Genomic DNA, 12648 nt, shown 5'->3' on the forward strand with positions numbered 1-12648 from the left:
GTTACATCCGTTTCAGTGGCTTGACCACACTGTCGAGACCTTCGATTTTCAGCGCCAAGCACAACTGCAACAGTTGCCCCAACTCGCCTTCCGGAAAGCCTTTTTTATCGAACCACAACAGATACTCTTCCGGCAGGTCAATCAGCACACGTCCGGCGTATTTGCCAAACGGCATTTGCATCCGAGCCAGTTTCAGCAGGTTTTCTTTTTCTAACATAAGCTTGACGGCCTTTTGTTTCTGTTCCGATATTGAGGAAGTACAACGTAATGGAGCGAAGGGCCAAGTCTAACCCTTAACGATGTGTAAACCAAAAGGTCTCGTATGAAAAAGTTCGTAATGCCTTGCCTCGGTCTGATTCTACTGGCCGGGTGCGATCAGGCTCAGCAATCGACAGCAGAAGGCAACTCGACCCAAAATGCAGCGCCGCAGGTGACCGACAATGCCAGCAGTGCCATGTGCAGCAATGAGAAGCTGGCCGGAGGCTGGCACGACGCCGAAGTCTCTCCGGAATCAGAACAAGCGGTAGACGCAGTGCTGGCGCAGATGGGCAACAATGTGCGGCTGAAATCGATTCTTGCCGTGAAAACGCAGGTGGTGAATGGCACCAACTACGCACTGGCGTTCGACACGCAGGATGGCCAAGTGTGGCACGCGGTGGTGTATCGCACGCTCGATGGTGAGCTCACCATCACCCAAGGCGCAACACTGGGCGATTTATGTGGCTAAACGCGTGTGAGGCGACACAAGAAAAAGGGGCGAAAGCCCCTTTTTGTCATATTCGGTCAGATTACGCCGCCTGAGATTGCGCGGGCGGCGCTTTCTGTGCGATTTTCTGGCAGATGTATTCCCCAATCGGCATCGCCGAGGTTGCGGCGGGCGATGGTGCGTTGCACACATGCAGGCTGCGCGGGCTTTCGGCAAACAGAAAATCATGCACCAAAGTGCCATCCGACAACACCGCCTGAGCGCGAATCCCCGCCGGATAAGGTTGTAAGTCCGCCAATTCAATGCTCGGGCAATATTTGCGCACCAGTTGCAGGTAGCCCGGCTTCCACAGCGAGTTTTTCATCTCCACCAACCCGGTCTTCAGATTCTTCGCGGTGACTTTCCAAAAACCACTAAAGCGAAGCATCTCCCACACATCGCGCACGCTGATGTTCACTTTGCCATAACCTTCGCGCTTAAACCCTTGCACTGCATTCGGCCCAACCGTGACCGAACCATCAATCATGCGTGTTAAGTGCACGCCCAAAAACGGCAGTTCCGGATCCGGAATCGGATAGATCAGGTGTTTCACCACCTGATTGTGTTTGGGCGCCAAGCGATAGTATTCACCGCGATACGGAATGATCTGAAAATCCGTCGCCAGCCCCAGCATCTTAGTCATGCGATCGGCCATCAGGCCAGAGCACGACACCAGAAACTGACTGTGGAAGGTGATCGGCGAGCCTTTGTAACGACACTGCACGCTGATCTCCTGCTCGGTTTCGTTCAGCCCCACCACTTCGGTGCTTAGGCACACTTCGCCACCCAATGCTTTGAACTCTTCCGCCATTTTCTCGGTCACTAAACGGTAGTTGACGATGCTGGTTGTTTTGACATAAATCGCGCCAAGCCCCGTGATGTTGGGTTCCGCCAATTTGAGCTGCGCTGCATCGAGCAGTGCCACATCGAGTTCGTTTTGCTGGCAACGCTCAAACAGCGCCTGCATGCGTTCCAGCTCAACCGCATTGGTCGCGACCAAGAGTTTGCCGCAGTTCTCCACCGGAATATCGTGTTTGGCACAGAACGACACCGTGCGCTCGACGCCGCGTTTGCAAAAGTCGGCTTTGAGGCTACCGGGCGCGTAGTAGACGCCCGCGTGGATCACCCCGCTGTTGTGCCCGGTTTGATGGCGGGAGAAGCCCGCCTCTTTCTCCACCAGCAAAATCGACTTGTCGGGGTATTGCTGCTTGAGTTGCCAAGCCGTCGAGACGCCCACAATGCCGCCGCCAACAATCACATAATCAAAATGAGTGTTCATGTGTACTCCTTAAGCCGACGCCGCTTTCATCGCGACGTTCGGACGTCGACCACTGTAGATGAAAATCGCCACAAACAATGCCACACACACCACGCGAATCGCCAATGGGATGTTTGGCCACACCAGCGCAATCCCGATCACCGCCAAGACAGCGCGGATCAACCAGTTGAGCGGGCCTTCCAAGAAGCCTTCGATCGCCCCGATCATGGCGTACGTGCCCACGATGGCAAAGAAACCGATCGTCATCACGGTGACCGGATCCCAGTCGATCAACTGCGTGTACGCAATCAGCAACGGCACCAGATACAAGCCTTTGGCAATTTTCCACGCCGTCAGGCCGGTGCGCATGGGCGGTGTTTTGGCAATCGTCGCCGCGGCAAACGCAGTCAGACACACCGGTGGCGTCACGTTACTGTCTTGCGACAACCAGAAGATGATGAGGTGCGCAGAAAGGAGCGCTAAGCCCACCGCTTCAAGACCCAAGCTTTGTTGTAGCAGCGTATCAAGGAAATCCGCCGGCACCAGATCGACCAACGCTTTGGCGTTTTCCAGCGCCATCGGCGCATTGAGCAGTTCCAGTTTATCCGGCGCTGCCAGCATGAAGATCGCTTTGGCCTGTTCAGGCAACTGGCCCGCAGCAATCATGTCGACCAACTGGCTCTCTGCAATCAGTTTGTACAGCGCAGGCGCAGAGAGTGTACCCAACACAATGTACGCCGCCGTGACCGGTAGCCCCATCCCGAGCACCAAAGACGCCAGCGTGATCAGCACCAACATGGTGAGCAGATCGCCGCCCGACCAGTTATCGATCATCAGTGAGAAGGTGTTACCGATGCCGGTGGTACTGATCACGTTAATGACCAACCCGATGCCCACCAAAAGCACGGCGGTCGTGGCCATGTTCTTCGCGCCTTGCTCCAGCGCATCAATGATTTCCTTGAAGCCCATACGATGCTCTTTCGAGAACCAAGAGGCAACAATCACCGACAAAATCGACAGGCCCGCGGCATACGTCGGGGTAAATCCTTTGACCAACAGCGTCACCAACACCACCAAGGGGATCAGGTTATGCCAGCCCGAGACCAAGACTTTGAGGAACGATTCCTCACTGGTGGTCACCTTCTGCACACCGCTGCGTTTGGCTTCAATACGGACGAAAAAGGCCACAGACAAGAAATAGATCAGCGCCGGAATAAACGACACCGCGACAATATCGACATAAGGAATTTGCGTGTACGATGCCATGATGAACGCCCCCGCGCCCATCACCGGTGGCATCAACTGCCCACCCGTGGATGCAGCCGCTTCAACCCCGGCGGCAAATCGCGATGGGAAACCCGCTTTCTTCATCATCGGAATAGTGATCACGCCCGTCGAGACGGTATTCGCCACACTAGAACCCGACACCGATCCCATCAAGCCCGAGGCAAGCACCGCAATGAATCCCGGGCCGCCAATCACTTTACCTGCCGCCGCTCGGGAAACGTTGATGATATAATCGCCCACCCCGGAGCGCACCAAAAAGGCGCCAAACAGAATGAACATGAAGACAAAGCTCCAACTGATACGGGAAATCGACCCGAACATCCCTTCCGACGAGTAGAAACTACGGTACAGCAGGGTTTCCATACTCAGTCCCGGAAAGTGGAAAATGCCACTCGCCCATTTGCCCCACAACACCACGTAGCTTAAACACACGAGGATTAACATCGGAATGAACCAGCCCATGGTGCGGCGAATCATTTCAATCACAATCACAATCGCCAGAATAGCAAACACCCAATCGCTGGTGACGAATTTCACGCCGCGCGCATAGAGTGCATCTTCCGCCAAAGGGATATAAATCAGACATGCCAACGCCGCCAAGGCGATGATCACATCAACGCCAAGCGCGATTTTGCTATCGCGCCAACGAATATTGGCCGGGTACCACAGCGCGCAGATCATCGCAAAGCCAGCAAAGTGGGTGGCAGAGATCCACAGCTCCGGTAAGGTTGAAAAGGTATTAAACCAGATGTGCGCCAGCGACAGCAGCACCCCCAGCGTGGCAATGGTTTTGGCGACCCACGGAAACGCATCGCGGGTCGGCAGTTCATATTTTTGTAGTTCTTGATCCAGTGGTTCACTCATCATCATACTCCACGGCTCTACAGCTAATGCCCGTTGCACGCCGGGCACAATTAACCATAGAAAATGAGAAATACCGCCTCGCACGACACGAGGCGGCTTGCAGCATTACTCAGCGATTAACTGAGCCGGAATGTTGATACCCACTTCTTTGTAGTAACGCGCCGCGCCCGGATGCAATGGCAATGGCAGGCCAGCGATGGCTTTTTCAATCGCCATGGCTTTGGTTGCTTTGTGAATGCCTTGCAGGAACGCGAGGTTTTCGTACATGGTTTTGGTCAGTTGATATACATCTTCATCAGAGACGTCGTCACGCACCGCCAGGAAGTTTGGCTGCGCAATGGTGGTGATCGGCTTATCCAAACCCGGGTAGGTATTGGCTGGAATCACATATTTGGTCCACAGCTCATAGTTGCCGTTCGCCTGTTTAATTTGCTCATCGGTGAACGACAGAATTTTGATGTCGTTGCCCAGCGCCGCAAACGCCTGAGTCACCGCGCCCACAGGCACACCCGCTGGCGTGTTCATGCCATCAATCGTGCCGTTTTGTAGCGCGCTTGCACTGCCGCTGTAACCTAGATAGGCCAGATTGAAGCTATCGGGATCAACATTCAGCCCTTTCATGATCTGACGACCAGAAAATTCCGTGCCGGAGTTTTTTGACCCGATAGAAAACTTCTTGCCAGCCATATTACTCATGTCAGCAATGCTGCCGTTGGGCGCTAAATCAGAACGCACAATGAAGTGCTCGACGTTTTGCCACAGCATGGACACTGAACGCAATTGAGTTTGACGCTCTTTGTAAGGGCCTTCACCCGCCCAAGCCCACGCGCCGTACAAGCCTTGCAGAATCGCAAATTGCGCTTCATTTTCGTTGAGCATTTTGACGTTTTCGCCCGACCCCGCAGAGCTGATCGCAGAAAGGGAGAAGTGGTAAGTCGGGCTAAGTTTAACTTTGCTCAGTGTCGCCAGAGCAACACCAACTGGGTAATAGGTTCCGCCCGTTGAGGCAGTCGCCATAATGTAGCTGCGTTCTTCTGCCGCGTGCGCGCCAGCAAGCAGGCCAAAAGAAGCGGCAGCAGCCAGTAGGGTTTTGGCAAGGCGTTTGTGTTTCATCTTTACTCTCCGTGTCATTCTTGTTGTTCGCCGGAAATAGCGAGTCACCCTTCCGATCAACCGCGCGGTGATGGGCTGAAAACGAATGCCCGCCGCCCGAGTCGATTGTTTAGGTCTATCCCGATAGAGCAAAGAAGATGCCAAAAACTAAGTGATTGAATTGATTTAAAATAATGAATATAAAGCAGCAAAATGAGCAAAAATCCGCTGATTCGCCCGATGAGGCATAAGCAAAATTTCGCCGATGGGGACGCATAAAAAGCCGTGCTGATTGCGGTTTTTGATCACAACTCATTAACGAATTGTGATCAATGTTAATAAATACCTCAAAATCTATATGAGCAAAATTTTGCCTATCCCAAATTACTTGCCGTTGGATTGGGAACGCGGCTCCTCTTCATCCTGCGTATAATCGCTGCGATTGAGGCCATACTTCTGCATTTTCTGATTGAGCGTGCGGCGCGGCAGATCCAGCTCTCTCATGGTGTCGCTGATGCTGCCGCGATGGCGAGTTAATGCGTCGTGAATGACTTTGCGCTCAAAGGTTTGCAACTGAATCGACAGCGGCAGCCCGGCGCTGGCTTCTTCGGTGGTGGTATTCGGGCGACTGGCCAGAATTTCCCCCACCGTTAGCGATTCATCCAGTGCGAAACGCATCGCAACGTTGCGCAGCTCGCGCACATTGCCCGGCCACGCATAACTGAGTAGCGCATGCTGATCTGCATCACTGGCCACACGGGTGTGTGGGCTGGCTTGCTGCGTGAAGTGTTCAAACAGCAGCAACACGTCTTCGTCACGCTCACGCAGCGGCGGCAAATAGAGCTGCGCCACGTTGAGGCGATAGAACAAATCTTGACGAAATTCAGGATGCTCCAACAGATCGTCTTTGGCCGCCGCAATCACACGTAAATCGATCGCCACTTTCTGATTCCCGCCGACGCGTTCCACCACATGCTCTTGCAGCACCCGCAGCACTTTGACCTGCATCGACAGTGGCATACTTTCGATTTCATCGAGAAACAGCGTTCCCTTGTCGGCAAACTCCAACTTACCGATGCGCTTTTTCACCGCGCCGGTAAACGCGCCCGCTTCGTGGCCAAACAGCTCGCTTTCAAACAAACTTTCCGGAATAGCGCCGCAGTTGATCGGCACAAAATTGAAATGTCGGCGCGGACTTTCCTGATGCAAGCACGTCGCCACCAGCTCTTTACCACAGCCAGTTTCGCCGTAGATGATGACGTTGGTGTCAATCGCCGCCACTTTGGCGATTTGTTCACGCAGCGCCGTCATCACTTTGCTGCGCCCAATCAGGACTTGCTCCAGCCCTTGCAGGGTGGAGAGATACTGGCTTCGGTCTTGCGACTGCGCTTCACTGTGAAACTTGTTGACCGCATCCGCCACCGTGCTCGACAGGCGATCCGGATTGAACGGTTTTTCAATAAAATCGTAGGCGCCTTTTTGCAACGCTTTGACTGCCATGTCCACATCGCCATGACCGGTGATCAAGATGACCGGCGTATGCGGCTGCAAGCGGTTCAGCTCAGACAGCATCTCGACGCCATCGTAATCCGGCAAACGCACATCACTGATGATGGTCGCAAAGCGCTGCGTAGCCAACCCTTCCAGCGCCGCTCGCCCATCGGCAAACCCGCACACATCAAATCCCGCCAGTTGCAACCACTGACTGGTGGCCTGACGGACAATGTCATCATCTTCAATTAACGCGATCGGTAATGCGTCCTGACTACTCATGCCATGCTTCCTTTTCTTATCTCGCGATACGGTAAGGAAAAAGACGCCGCAAAGAAAGGAGCTGCTTCTCACTTCTGGGTTACCAAATACAAAGCCGCGAATCACCCCATGCGCCGAAAAGCAAAAAGGCAGCCGATGCTGCCTTTTTTCATGCCCGAGTTACGCCCCTGAAACATCACGCCACGTCGAATATCATTTGCCAGTCACGCGGCTATTTATCCTGAGTGCTGTGTATTGAACACCGTTGTACCACGCGCGTCGTGTTTCAACTCTGCAAATAGCAAAAATTAACTCACTTCTTCCATCGCAATATTATTCTTCGCCCAGATTAATGCTTGCAGGCGATTCTTCGCATTAATTTTCTTAAACACATTGTGTAGATGTGTCTTCACCGTATTTTCGCTTACATACAACTTGTCGGCGATTTCGATATTGGATGCCCCACTGCCAAGCAGCTTAATAATTTGCTGTTCGCGGCGAGTTAATTTTGTATATGCTTGCGACGTCACGGCCGGGGCGCCCGCACGATAGTGCATGATGTACTCTTGCGCCAGCTTGCGCGTCAGCCACATTTCATCTTCCAACACTTTGTTCATGCCTTTCACGAGCGCATCAATGTCGTCATCGGCGAAAAACACACCCGAAAGTTTTTGCCACTTAAACAATGACTTAGAATCCGCCTCCGGGGGGCAATTAATCACGACTTCTTTGGCTTCAGGGCATGACATCTGTTTAAAGGTGTAGTAATCGCTCAGTGTGGTGCTGTCGATGCACGAATAGTCGATGATGATAATTTTAACGTCGTGACACGCGGGATCATTTTCGTGCTGCCACAATTCATTAAATGGCGAAATGTCGATGCCAATCGGAAGCCGCGATTCTAACGCGTCTTTTAATAATCTCGATTGCATGCATACGTCAGAAAGTAATCGTACGTTTAGTCTTTTTCCTTCGCTCATTACAAATACTCCTAAGCCTTATGACTGACATAAGTAAAACTAACCTTCAGAAAGAGGAAGTCAATGTGCCTATTTTGGCGTAGCGTATTTATATACGAATGACGCACACTTTAGTTGAAATAATTCATCAACTTAATAGTACGTCTTAAATATGAGAAGCATTGACAGTTTTAATTATAATTGTCTATTAGCGAAGCTTAAATAACGATGCAATTCACAAATATTAGTAATTATATTGATTAATAAATTAATAACAGTTGCATTCGACCGATGGATTCACGCCCCAACATTAGGCCGTCAGGGCGAATTAAAGTACATCTAACGTTGCTTTGACCCGGTCTAATGCGACCATGGTTCGAAACCATTTCACATTAGGATTACTGTGGAACAATTTATCGCAAATCGCCTGAAAGCGTTGCATGTTGGGCACCACCAGCACCAGAACGAAATCCACATCGCCGGTCACGTAATAGCACTGTTGCACTTCTGGCCCTGAGAAGCTTTGCTTGAGCACGTCGAGGTCTAGCGCGTAGGTTTTGTCGGCCTGAACCTCCACCACAATCGTGATCACTTGATTGAGTTTGTCGGGGTCGAGCACGGCCACGTTGGCTTGAATGTAGCCTTGCTCTTTGAGCTTTTGAATACGCCGCTGCACCGATGCAGTCGATAAGTAAACGGCGTCCGCCAACTCACGCAGCGGAGTTTGGCAATTGCGCTGCAAGCATTCCAACAGCGCATAATCGTATTTATCCAATGACATCAGACTCGTCCAGTGAGAAATTTTCTCACTCACGTTATGAATTTCGAGCACCTTTATCAAGGCCGACGCAATAAAATATCGCCATTCCCCCTGACTCGGTCGATAACGATGCCAAAAACCATGCACACGCCACTGGGTGTCACGCTCAATGTGATTGCCTCTGCCCTCTTCGCGCTGATGTTTGCCTACACCGCTTTATTGCGCGATCTGCAAGGCGAAGAAATTTACGGCTGGCGAATCCTGCTCACCTTTCCACTGCTCACGCTGTTCATTCTGCTCAGAGGTTACTGGCCCCAAGTCGCGACGCTGTTTCAGCGCCTGCGCACGGAACGTTATTTCTGGCTGACGCGCGTGGCATCATCGTTTTTGATTGGCATTCAGCTGTGGCTGTTTATGTGGGCACCGGTGAACGGATACGGGCTGTCGGTGTCTTTGGGGTACTTCATCATGCCCATCACCATGGTGGTGGTCGGGCGCGTGGTGTTTCACGATCGCATGTCGCGCTTTCAGCAATGGGCATGTTTGTTTGCGTTGCTTGGCGTGATCAATCAATTGGCCATTTCTCAAACCTTATCGTGGCCAACGCTAGTAGTATGTTTGGGGTATCCCATCTATTTTGGGCTGCGCTACAAAACCGACACCAATCACATCGGCGGGCTCTGGTTTGACATGCTGCTCAGCCTGCCAGTCAGCCTCTACTTTGTGGGTCACGGCGGCCATGTGTTGCAAGCTGTGAGCGCGAATTTGGATCTGCTGTGGCTGATTCTCGGTTTGGGCGCGATCAGCGCGTTGGCATTGGCGTTTCAATCGCTTTCGGCACCGCATCTGAACATCACGCTGTTTGGCTTGCTGGTTTACGTTGAGCCAGTGTTACTGCTGCTGGTTGCGCTGCTGCTTGGGGAAAACATTCACGCCAGCGAATGGCCCACTTACCTTGCCATTTGGCTGGCGGTGGTGGTGCTGATGCTCGAAGGCGGATTGAGTTTGTGGCGGGCGAAAGCCGCAAAGCGCGCACGGCGTCATCACCAGCAAGGTCTCAAGCAAAGCCACGAGCAAAGTGTCGAGCAGAGCGAAGAGTTCAGTCATGAACCGAGTCTCGAACAACCCAATGACCCGATTCAATCAACGAAATAAGTGGCGGTATTTGCTTTCCAACGCGTGAAGCGCGTGTTCGAGATTGGGTTCCGGCTTACTCAAATGGGTAATTAAGGTCATGAAATAGCAATCGAGCAACACGGGCATATTTTCACCCCACGCCGCCGGAAGATTGGCCGTCTCAAACAGGGTTTGATTGAACGATTGGTAGTAATCCATGTCCCACACCACTTCTTTGAGCAGCGCACGACTCAAGTTTACATTGGCAAAATAGTAACCGTAGTAGGTACGGGCAAACTGCATCGCCAATTCAAACGCATCTTGCGAAGGGGCGTTGAATCCTTGTTGCGACAGTCGCTCAAGTTGATTCATCACGCCTTCGCGTAGGATGGCCAGTTTGGTCTCGAAATGGCTAAACACCGTGCCATCGGCCACGCCAGCCTGGCGCGCAATTTGGCGCGTTGACGTTTCTTGATATCCCTGCGTTTCAAAGAGTTGCCACGCCGCAGCCAGTATTCGTTCTCTCGTTTGCTCTCGTTTACCCATCATCGGCTCATCATTATGTCATGCCGTTGCATCATACCTTTCCCCTCTCGCATTGACAAACTGAGCGCGCTCATTTATAAAATTGAGCACGCTCAATTAAAATCATAACGAGGAGAAAGGAATGATACATCTGCTTAAAACCGGCATGCTGACACTTTGCCAATGGTTCATTTTCTTACCCGGCTTACTGTGCTTTTCATACCTGCTCAGGCCACTGTTGATTGTGGTCTTGGTGCCCGGCGGTCTGTTACTTTTGGCCGTGATTGGCGGGCAAGAAGTCCGCTCTGAAATGAAGAGCCTATTCAAAGGCTGGGTGACATCACGTTGATGGATGACGCACAGCGTGCCCGCGTGCGGTCATCAAGCCCCGCAACGGACATAGCGATAAAACACGGCAATAGCGGCAAGCATCATCAGGCGTTGTCCAAATCACGACGATGCTTGTCCACTTCTGCGCAGATCGCCCAGCAAAGCCCATTTAGGATGAATGTTCGACTCACTGCTCCACGGACGAATTCATCATGTTAGAGAACCCAGCAAACAAATACCGACCGGCGCCGGTTATTCACTTCCCGCAACGCACTTGGCCTTCAAAAGTGCTGACACAAGCGCCGCGTTGGTGTTCCACGGATCTACGCGACGGCAATCAAGCGCTCGCGAATCCCATGAATCAAGCACGCAAGCTGAAATTCTTTCACCACTTGGTCGAATGCGGATTCAAAGAGATCGAAGTCGCGTTTCCTGCTGCCTCACAAACCGATTTCGATTTTGTGCGCTGCCTGATTGAAGAGCGCCGAATCCCCGACGACGTCACCATTCAGGTCATCACCCAATCGCGACCAGATTTGATTGAGCGCACCATCGCCGCACTCGACGGGGCGCCAAAGGCCATTATTCATTTATACAATGCGACTGCGCCGCTCTTTCGCGATGTGGTGTTCGAGCAAGATAAGCCAGCCACCTTGGCTCTCGCCGTCAAGGGCGTGAAACAGATCAAAGCCTTGTGCGACCAGCACCCACACACGCAGTGGACACTGGAATACTCGCCCGAAACGTTCAACTTTACCGAACCGGAATTTGCGTTGGAGATTTGCGAAGCCGTGGCCGCCGCTTGGCAGCCCAGCCAGCAGCGCCCGCTGATCTTAAACTTACCCACCACGGTGGAATGCAACACACCGAATGTGTTTGCCGATCAAATCGAACACTTTATTCACTCGTTCTCATGCTTGCAGTGTGTCACCCTTAGCGTGCATCCGCACAACGACCGCGGCACCGGCGTTGCAAGTGCTGAACTTGCCATGTTGGCGGGCGCCACACGTATTGAAGGATGCTTGTTTGGCAATGGCGAGCGAACGGGCAATGCGGATTTGGTGACGATTGCGCTCAATCTCTATTCGCAAGGTATCGACCCAAAACTGCGCTTTTCAGACATTCGACGCACGGTCGAAGTGGTTGAAGAGTGCAATGAACTGCCGGTGCATCCACGTCATCCCTATGGCGGCCGATTGGTGTTTACCGCGTTCTCCGGTTCGCATCAGGACGCGATTAAAAAAGGCTTTGCTCGCCATCATCACATGCCGCAACCGCTATGGTCGATCCCTTATTTGCCGCTCGATCCAATGGATCTGGGGTGCAATTATGAAGAGGTGATTCGGGTCAACAGCCAGTCGGGGAAAAGTGGCGCGGCATGGTTACTCCAAGAAAACCACGGCTTATCACTCCCCAAAATGCTGCAAGTGGATTTAAGTCAACGTGTGAAACGTCATACCGACCAAACTGGGCGCGAAATCTCGATTGCCGAATTGTGGCAGTTGTTCAGGCAAGCCTATGGATTGATGCCCTCGCCCGAGATGCGCCTGCTGAGTTATCAAAGCCAACCGGCGGCAACAGGCCAACAGATTGAGAGCCGTATGGGGTTCAACCAAGAAGAAATGGTGTGTTCGGGCATAGGAAACGGGTTACTCTCGGCAATGTTAAACGCGCTAACCGAGCAGTTTGGGATAACCTGCAACATCGTTGATTATCACGAACACACGCTCGGTTCGAACACTCGCAGCAAAGCGGTGAGCTACGTTCAATTGCAATCGGCGACGTCAAATGTGACCCAGTTTGGTGTGGCGATTGATGAAGATGCCACCAAGGCATCGCTGCAAGCTGTCATGAATGCCTACGCCAACATGCTCAAGACGCAGCCCCATTCGCGCTCCGTAGACTGACAGACCGTTAATCAGATTGCCGTGGAATCAGGTCACCGTTGACTGAAGTGACA

12 protein-coding genes are annotated in these 12648 nt (G+C 52.3%); 4 read left to right on the plus strand and 8 right to left on the minus strand.

Features of this window, described 5'->3' with window-relative positions; translation table 11 throughout:
• Position 1: 1 nt before the first annotated feature.
• Complete coding sequence (locus ACS18Q_RS20970) at positions 2–217, minus strand: DUF3820 family protein (protein WP_004727158.1); 216 nt, start codon at positions 215–217, stop codon at positions 2–4.
• 105 nt (positions 218–322) lie between these two features.
• Between ACS18Q_RS20970 and ACS18Q_RS20975 the strand changes: the two genes are divergently transcribed.
• Complete coding sequence (locus tag ACS18Q_RS20975) at positions 323–727, plus strand: cystatin domain-containing protein (RefSeq protein ID WP_441257819.1); 405 nt, start codon at positions 323–325, stop codon at positions 725–727.
• Between the two features lie 61 nt (positions 728–788).
• On the opposite strand, the gene lhgO is transcribed toward ACS18Q_RS20975, so the two are convergent.
• The 6 genes from lhgO to ACS18Q_RS21005 all read right to left on the minus strand — a co-directional run bounded on the left by lhgO (position 789) and on the right by ACS18Q_RS21005 (position 8738).
• Positions 789–2024 carry an L-2-hydroxyglutarate oxidase gene (gene lhgO, locus ACS18Q_RS20980; protein WP_232659168.1) on the minus strand — a complete coding sequence of 412 codons (1236 nt, stop codon included), beginning with the start codon at positions 2022–2024 and terminating at the stop codon, positions 789–791.
• A gap of 9 nt (positions 2025–2033) precedes the next feature.
• Entirely contained in the window at positions 2034–4154 is a 2121-nt protein-coding gene (locus ACS18Q_RS20985) for a TRAP transporter permease (protein WP_038151697.1), read from the minus strand.
• A gap of 105 nt (positions 4155–4259) precedes the next feature.
• Positions 4260–5267: a TAXI family TRAP transporter solute-binding subunit gene (locus ACS18Q_RS20990; RefSeq protein WP_014257683.1), complete on the minus strand. Its 1008-nt coding sequence runs from the start codon at positions 5265–5267 to the stop codon at positions 4260–4262.
• Positions 5268–5630: 363 nt separating this feature from the next.
• Positions 5631–7019, minus strand: coding sequence for a sigma-54-dependent transcriptional regulator (locus tag ACS18Q_RS20995; RefSeq protein ID WP_441257820.1), 1389 nt, complete (start codon positions 7017–7019; stop codon positions 5631–5633).
• A 287-nt stretch (positions 7020–7306) separates the two neighbouring features.
• Positions 7307–7978, minus strand: a complete 672-nt coding sequence (locus tag ACS18Q_RS21000) for a LuxR C-terminal-related transcriptional regulator (RefSeq protein WP_004727620.1) — start codon at positions 7976–7978, stop codon at positions 7307–7309.
• Positions 7979–8285: 307 nt separating this feature from the next.
• Positions 8286–8738 (minus strand): Lrp/AsnC family transcriptional regulator, encoded by a 453-nt coding sequence (locus tag ACS18Q_RS21005; protein ID WP_004727619.1) that lies wholly within the window; start codon positions 8736–8738, stop codon positions 8286–8288.
• A 108-nt stretch (positions 8739–8846) separates the two neighbouring features.
• On the opposite strand from ACS18Q_RS21005, the gene rarD reads away from it, so the two are divergent.
• The gene (rarD, locus tag ACS18Q_RS21010) at positions 8847–9872 is read left to right on the plus strand and encodes an EamA family transporter RarD (RefSeq protein ID WP_206980875.1); all 1026 of its coding nucleotides are present in this window, start codon (positions 8847–8849) and stop codon (positions 9870–9872) included.
• Here the strand turns inward: rarD and ACS18Q_RS21015 are convergent.
• Entirely contained in the window at positions 9861–10379 is a 519-nt protein-coding gene (locus tag ACS18Q_RS21015) for a TetR/AcrR family transcriptional regulator (protein ID WP_143680086.1), read from the minus strand. The genes rarD and ACS18Q_RS21015 overlap by 12 nt on opposite strands.
• Before the next feature lie 121 nt (positions 10380–10500).
• On the opposite strand from ACS18Q_RS21015, the gene ACS18Q_RS21020 reads away from it, so the two are divergent.
• Together ACS18Q_RS21020 and leuA are read left to right on the plus strand one after the other, a co-directional pair.
• Positions 10501–10707 carry a hypothetical protein gene (locus tag ACS18Q_RS21020; protein WP_014257689.1) on the plus strand — a complete coding sequence of 69 codons (207 nt, stop codon included), beginning with the start codon at positions 10501–10503 and terminating at the stop codon, positions 10705–10707.
• A 193-nt stretch (positions 10708–10900) separates the two neighbouring features.
• The gene (leuA, locus tag ACS18Q_RS21025) at positions 10901–12595 is read left to right on the plus strand and encodes a 2-isopropylmalate synthase (protein WP_441257821.1); all 1695 of its coding nucleotides are present in this window, start codon (positions 10901–10903) and stop codon (positions 12593–12595) included.
• The last annotated feature ends 53 nt before the right edge of the window (positions 12596–12648 follow it).

This window comes from Vibrio sp. Vf1514 (assembly GCF_052076135.1).
Lineage (GTDB): Bacteria > Pseudomonadota > Gammaproteobacteria > Enterobacterales > Vibrionaceae > Vibrio > Vibrio furnissii.

What these genes read in the sequence shown, in the direction of transcription:
- ACS18Q_RS20975 (WP_441257819.1), top strand. Translation starts at nt 323, where the DNA reads ATGAAAAAGTTCGTAATGCCTTGCCTCGGTCTGATTCTACTGGCCGGG.
- ACS18Q_RS21015 (WP_143680086.1), bottom strand. Translation starts at nt 10,379, where the DNA reads ATGGGTAAACGAGAGCAAACGAGAGAACGAATACTGGCTGCGGCGTGG.
- ACS18Q_RS21020 (WP_014257689.1), top strand. Translation starts at nt 10,501, where the DNA reads ATGATACATCTGCTTAAAACCGGCATGCTGACACTTTGCCAATGGTTC.
- ACS18Q_RS20970 (WP_004727158.1), bottom strand. Translation starts at nt 217, where the DNA reads ATGTTAGAAAAAGAAAACCTGCTGAAACTGGCTCGGATGCAAATGCCG.
- ACS18Q_RS20995 (WP_441257820.1), bottom strand. Translation starts at nt 7,019, where the DNA reads ATGAGTAGTCAGGACGCATTACCGATCGCGTTAATTGAAGATGATGAC.
- ACS18Q_RS21000 (WP_004727620.1), bottom strand. Translation starts at nt 7,978, where the DNA reads ATGAGCGAAGGAAAAAGACTAAACGTACGATTACTTTCTGACGTATGC.
- ACS18Q_RS20985 (WP_038151697.1), bottom strand. Translation starts at nt 4,154, where the DNA reads ATGAGTGAACCACTGGATCAAGAACTACAAAAATATGAACTGCCGACC.
- ACS18Q_RS20990 (WP_014257683.1), bottom strand. Translation starts at nt 5,267, where the DNA reads ATGAAACACAAACGCCTTGCCAAAACCCTACTGGCTGCTGCCGCTTCT.
- rarD (WP_206980875.1), top strand. Translation starts at nt 8,847, where the DNA reads ATGCCAAAAACCATGCACACGCCACTGGGTGTCACGCTCAATGTGATT.
- ACS18Q_RS21005 (WP_004727619.1), bottom strand. Translation starts at nt 8,738, where the DNA reads ATGTCATTGGATAAATACGATTATGCGCTGTTGGAATGCTTGCAGCGC.
- leuA (WP_441257821.1), top strand. Translation starts at nt 10,901, where the DNA reads ATGTTAGAGAACCCAGCAAACAAATACCGACCGGCGCCGGTTATTCAC.
- lhgO (WP_232659168.1), bottom strand. Translation starts at nt 2,024, where the DNA reads ATGAACACTCATTTTGATTATGTGATTGTTGGCGGCGGCATTGTGGGC.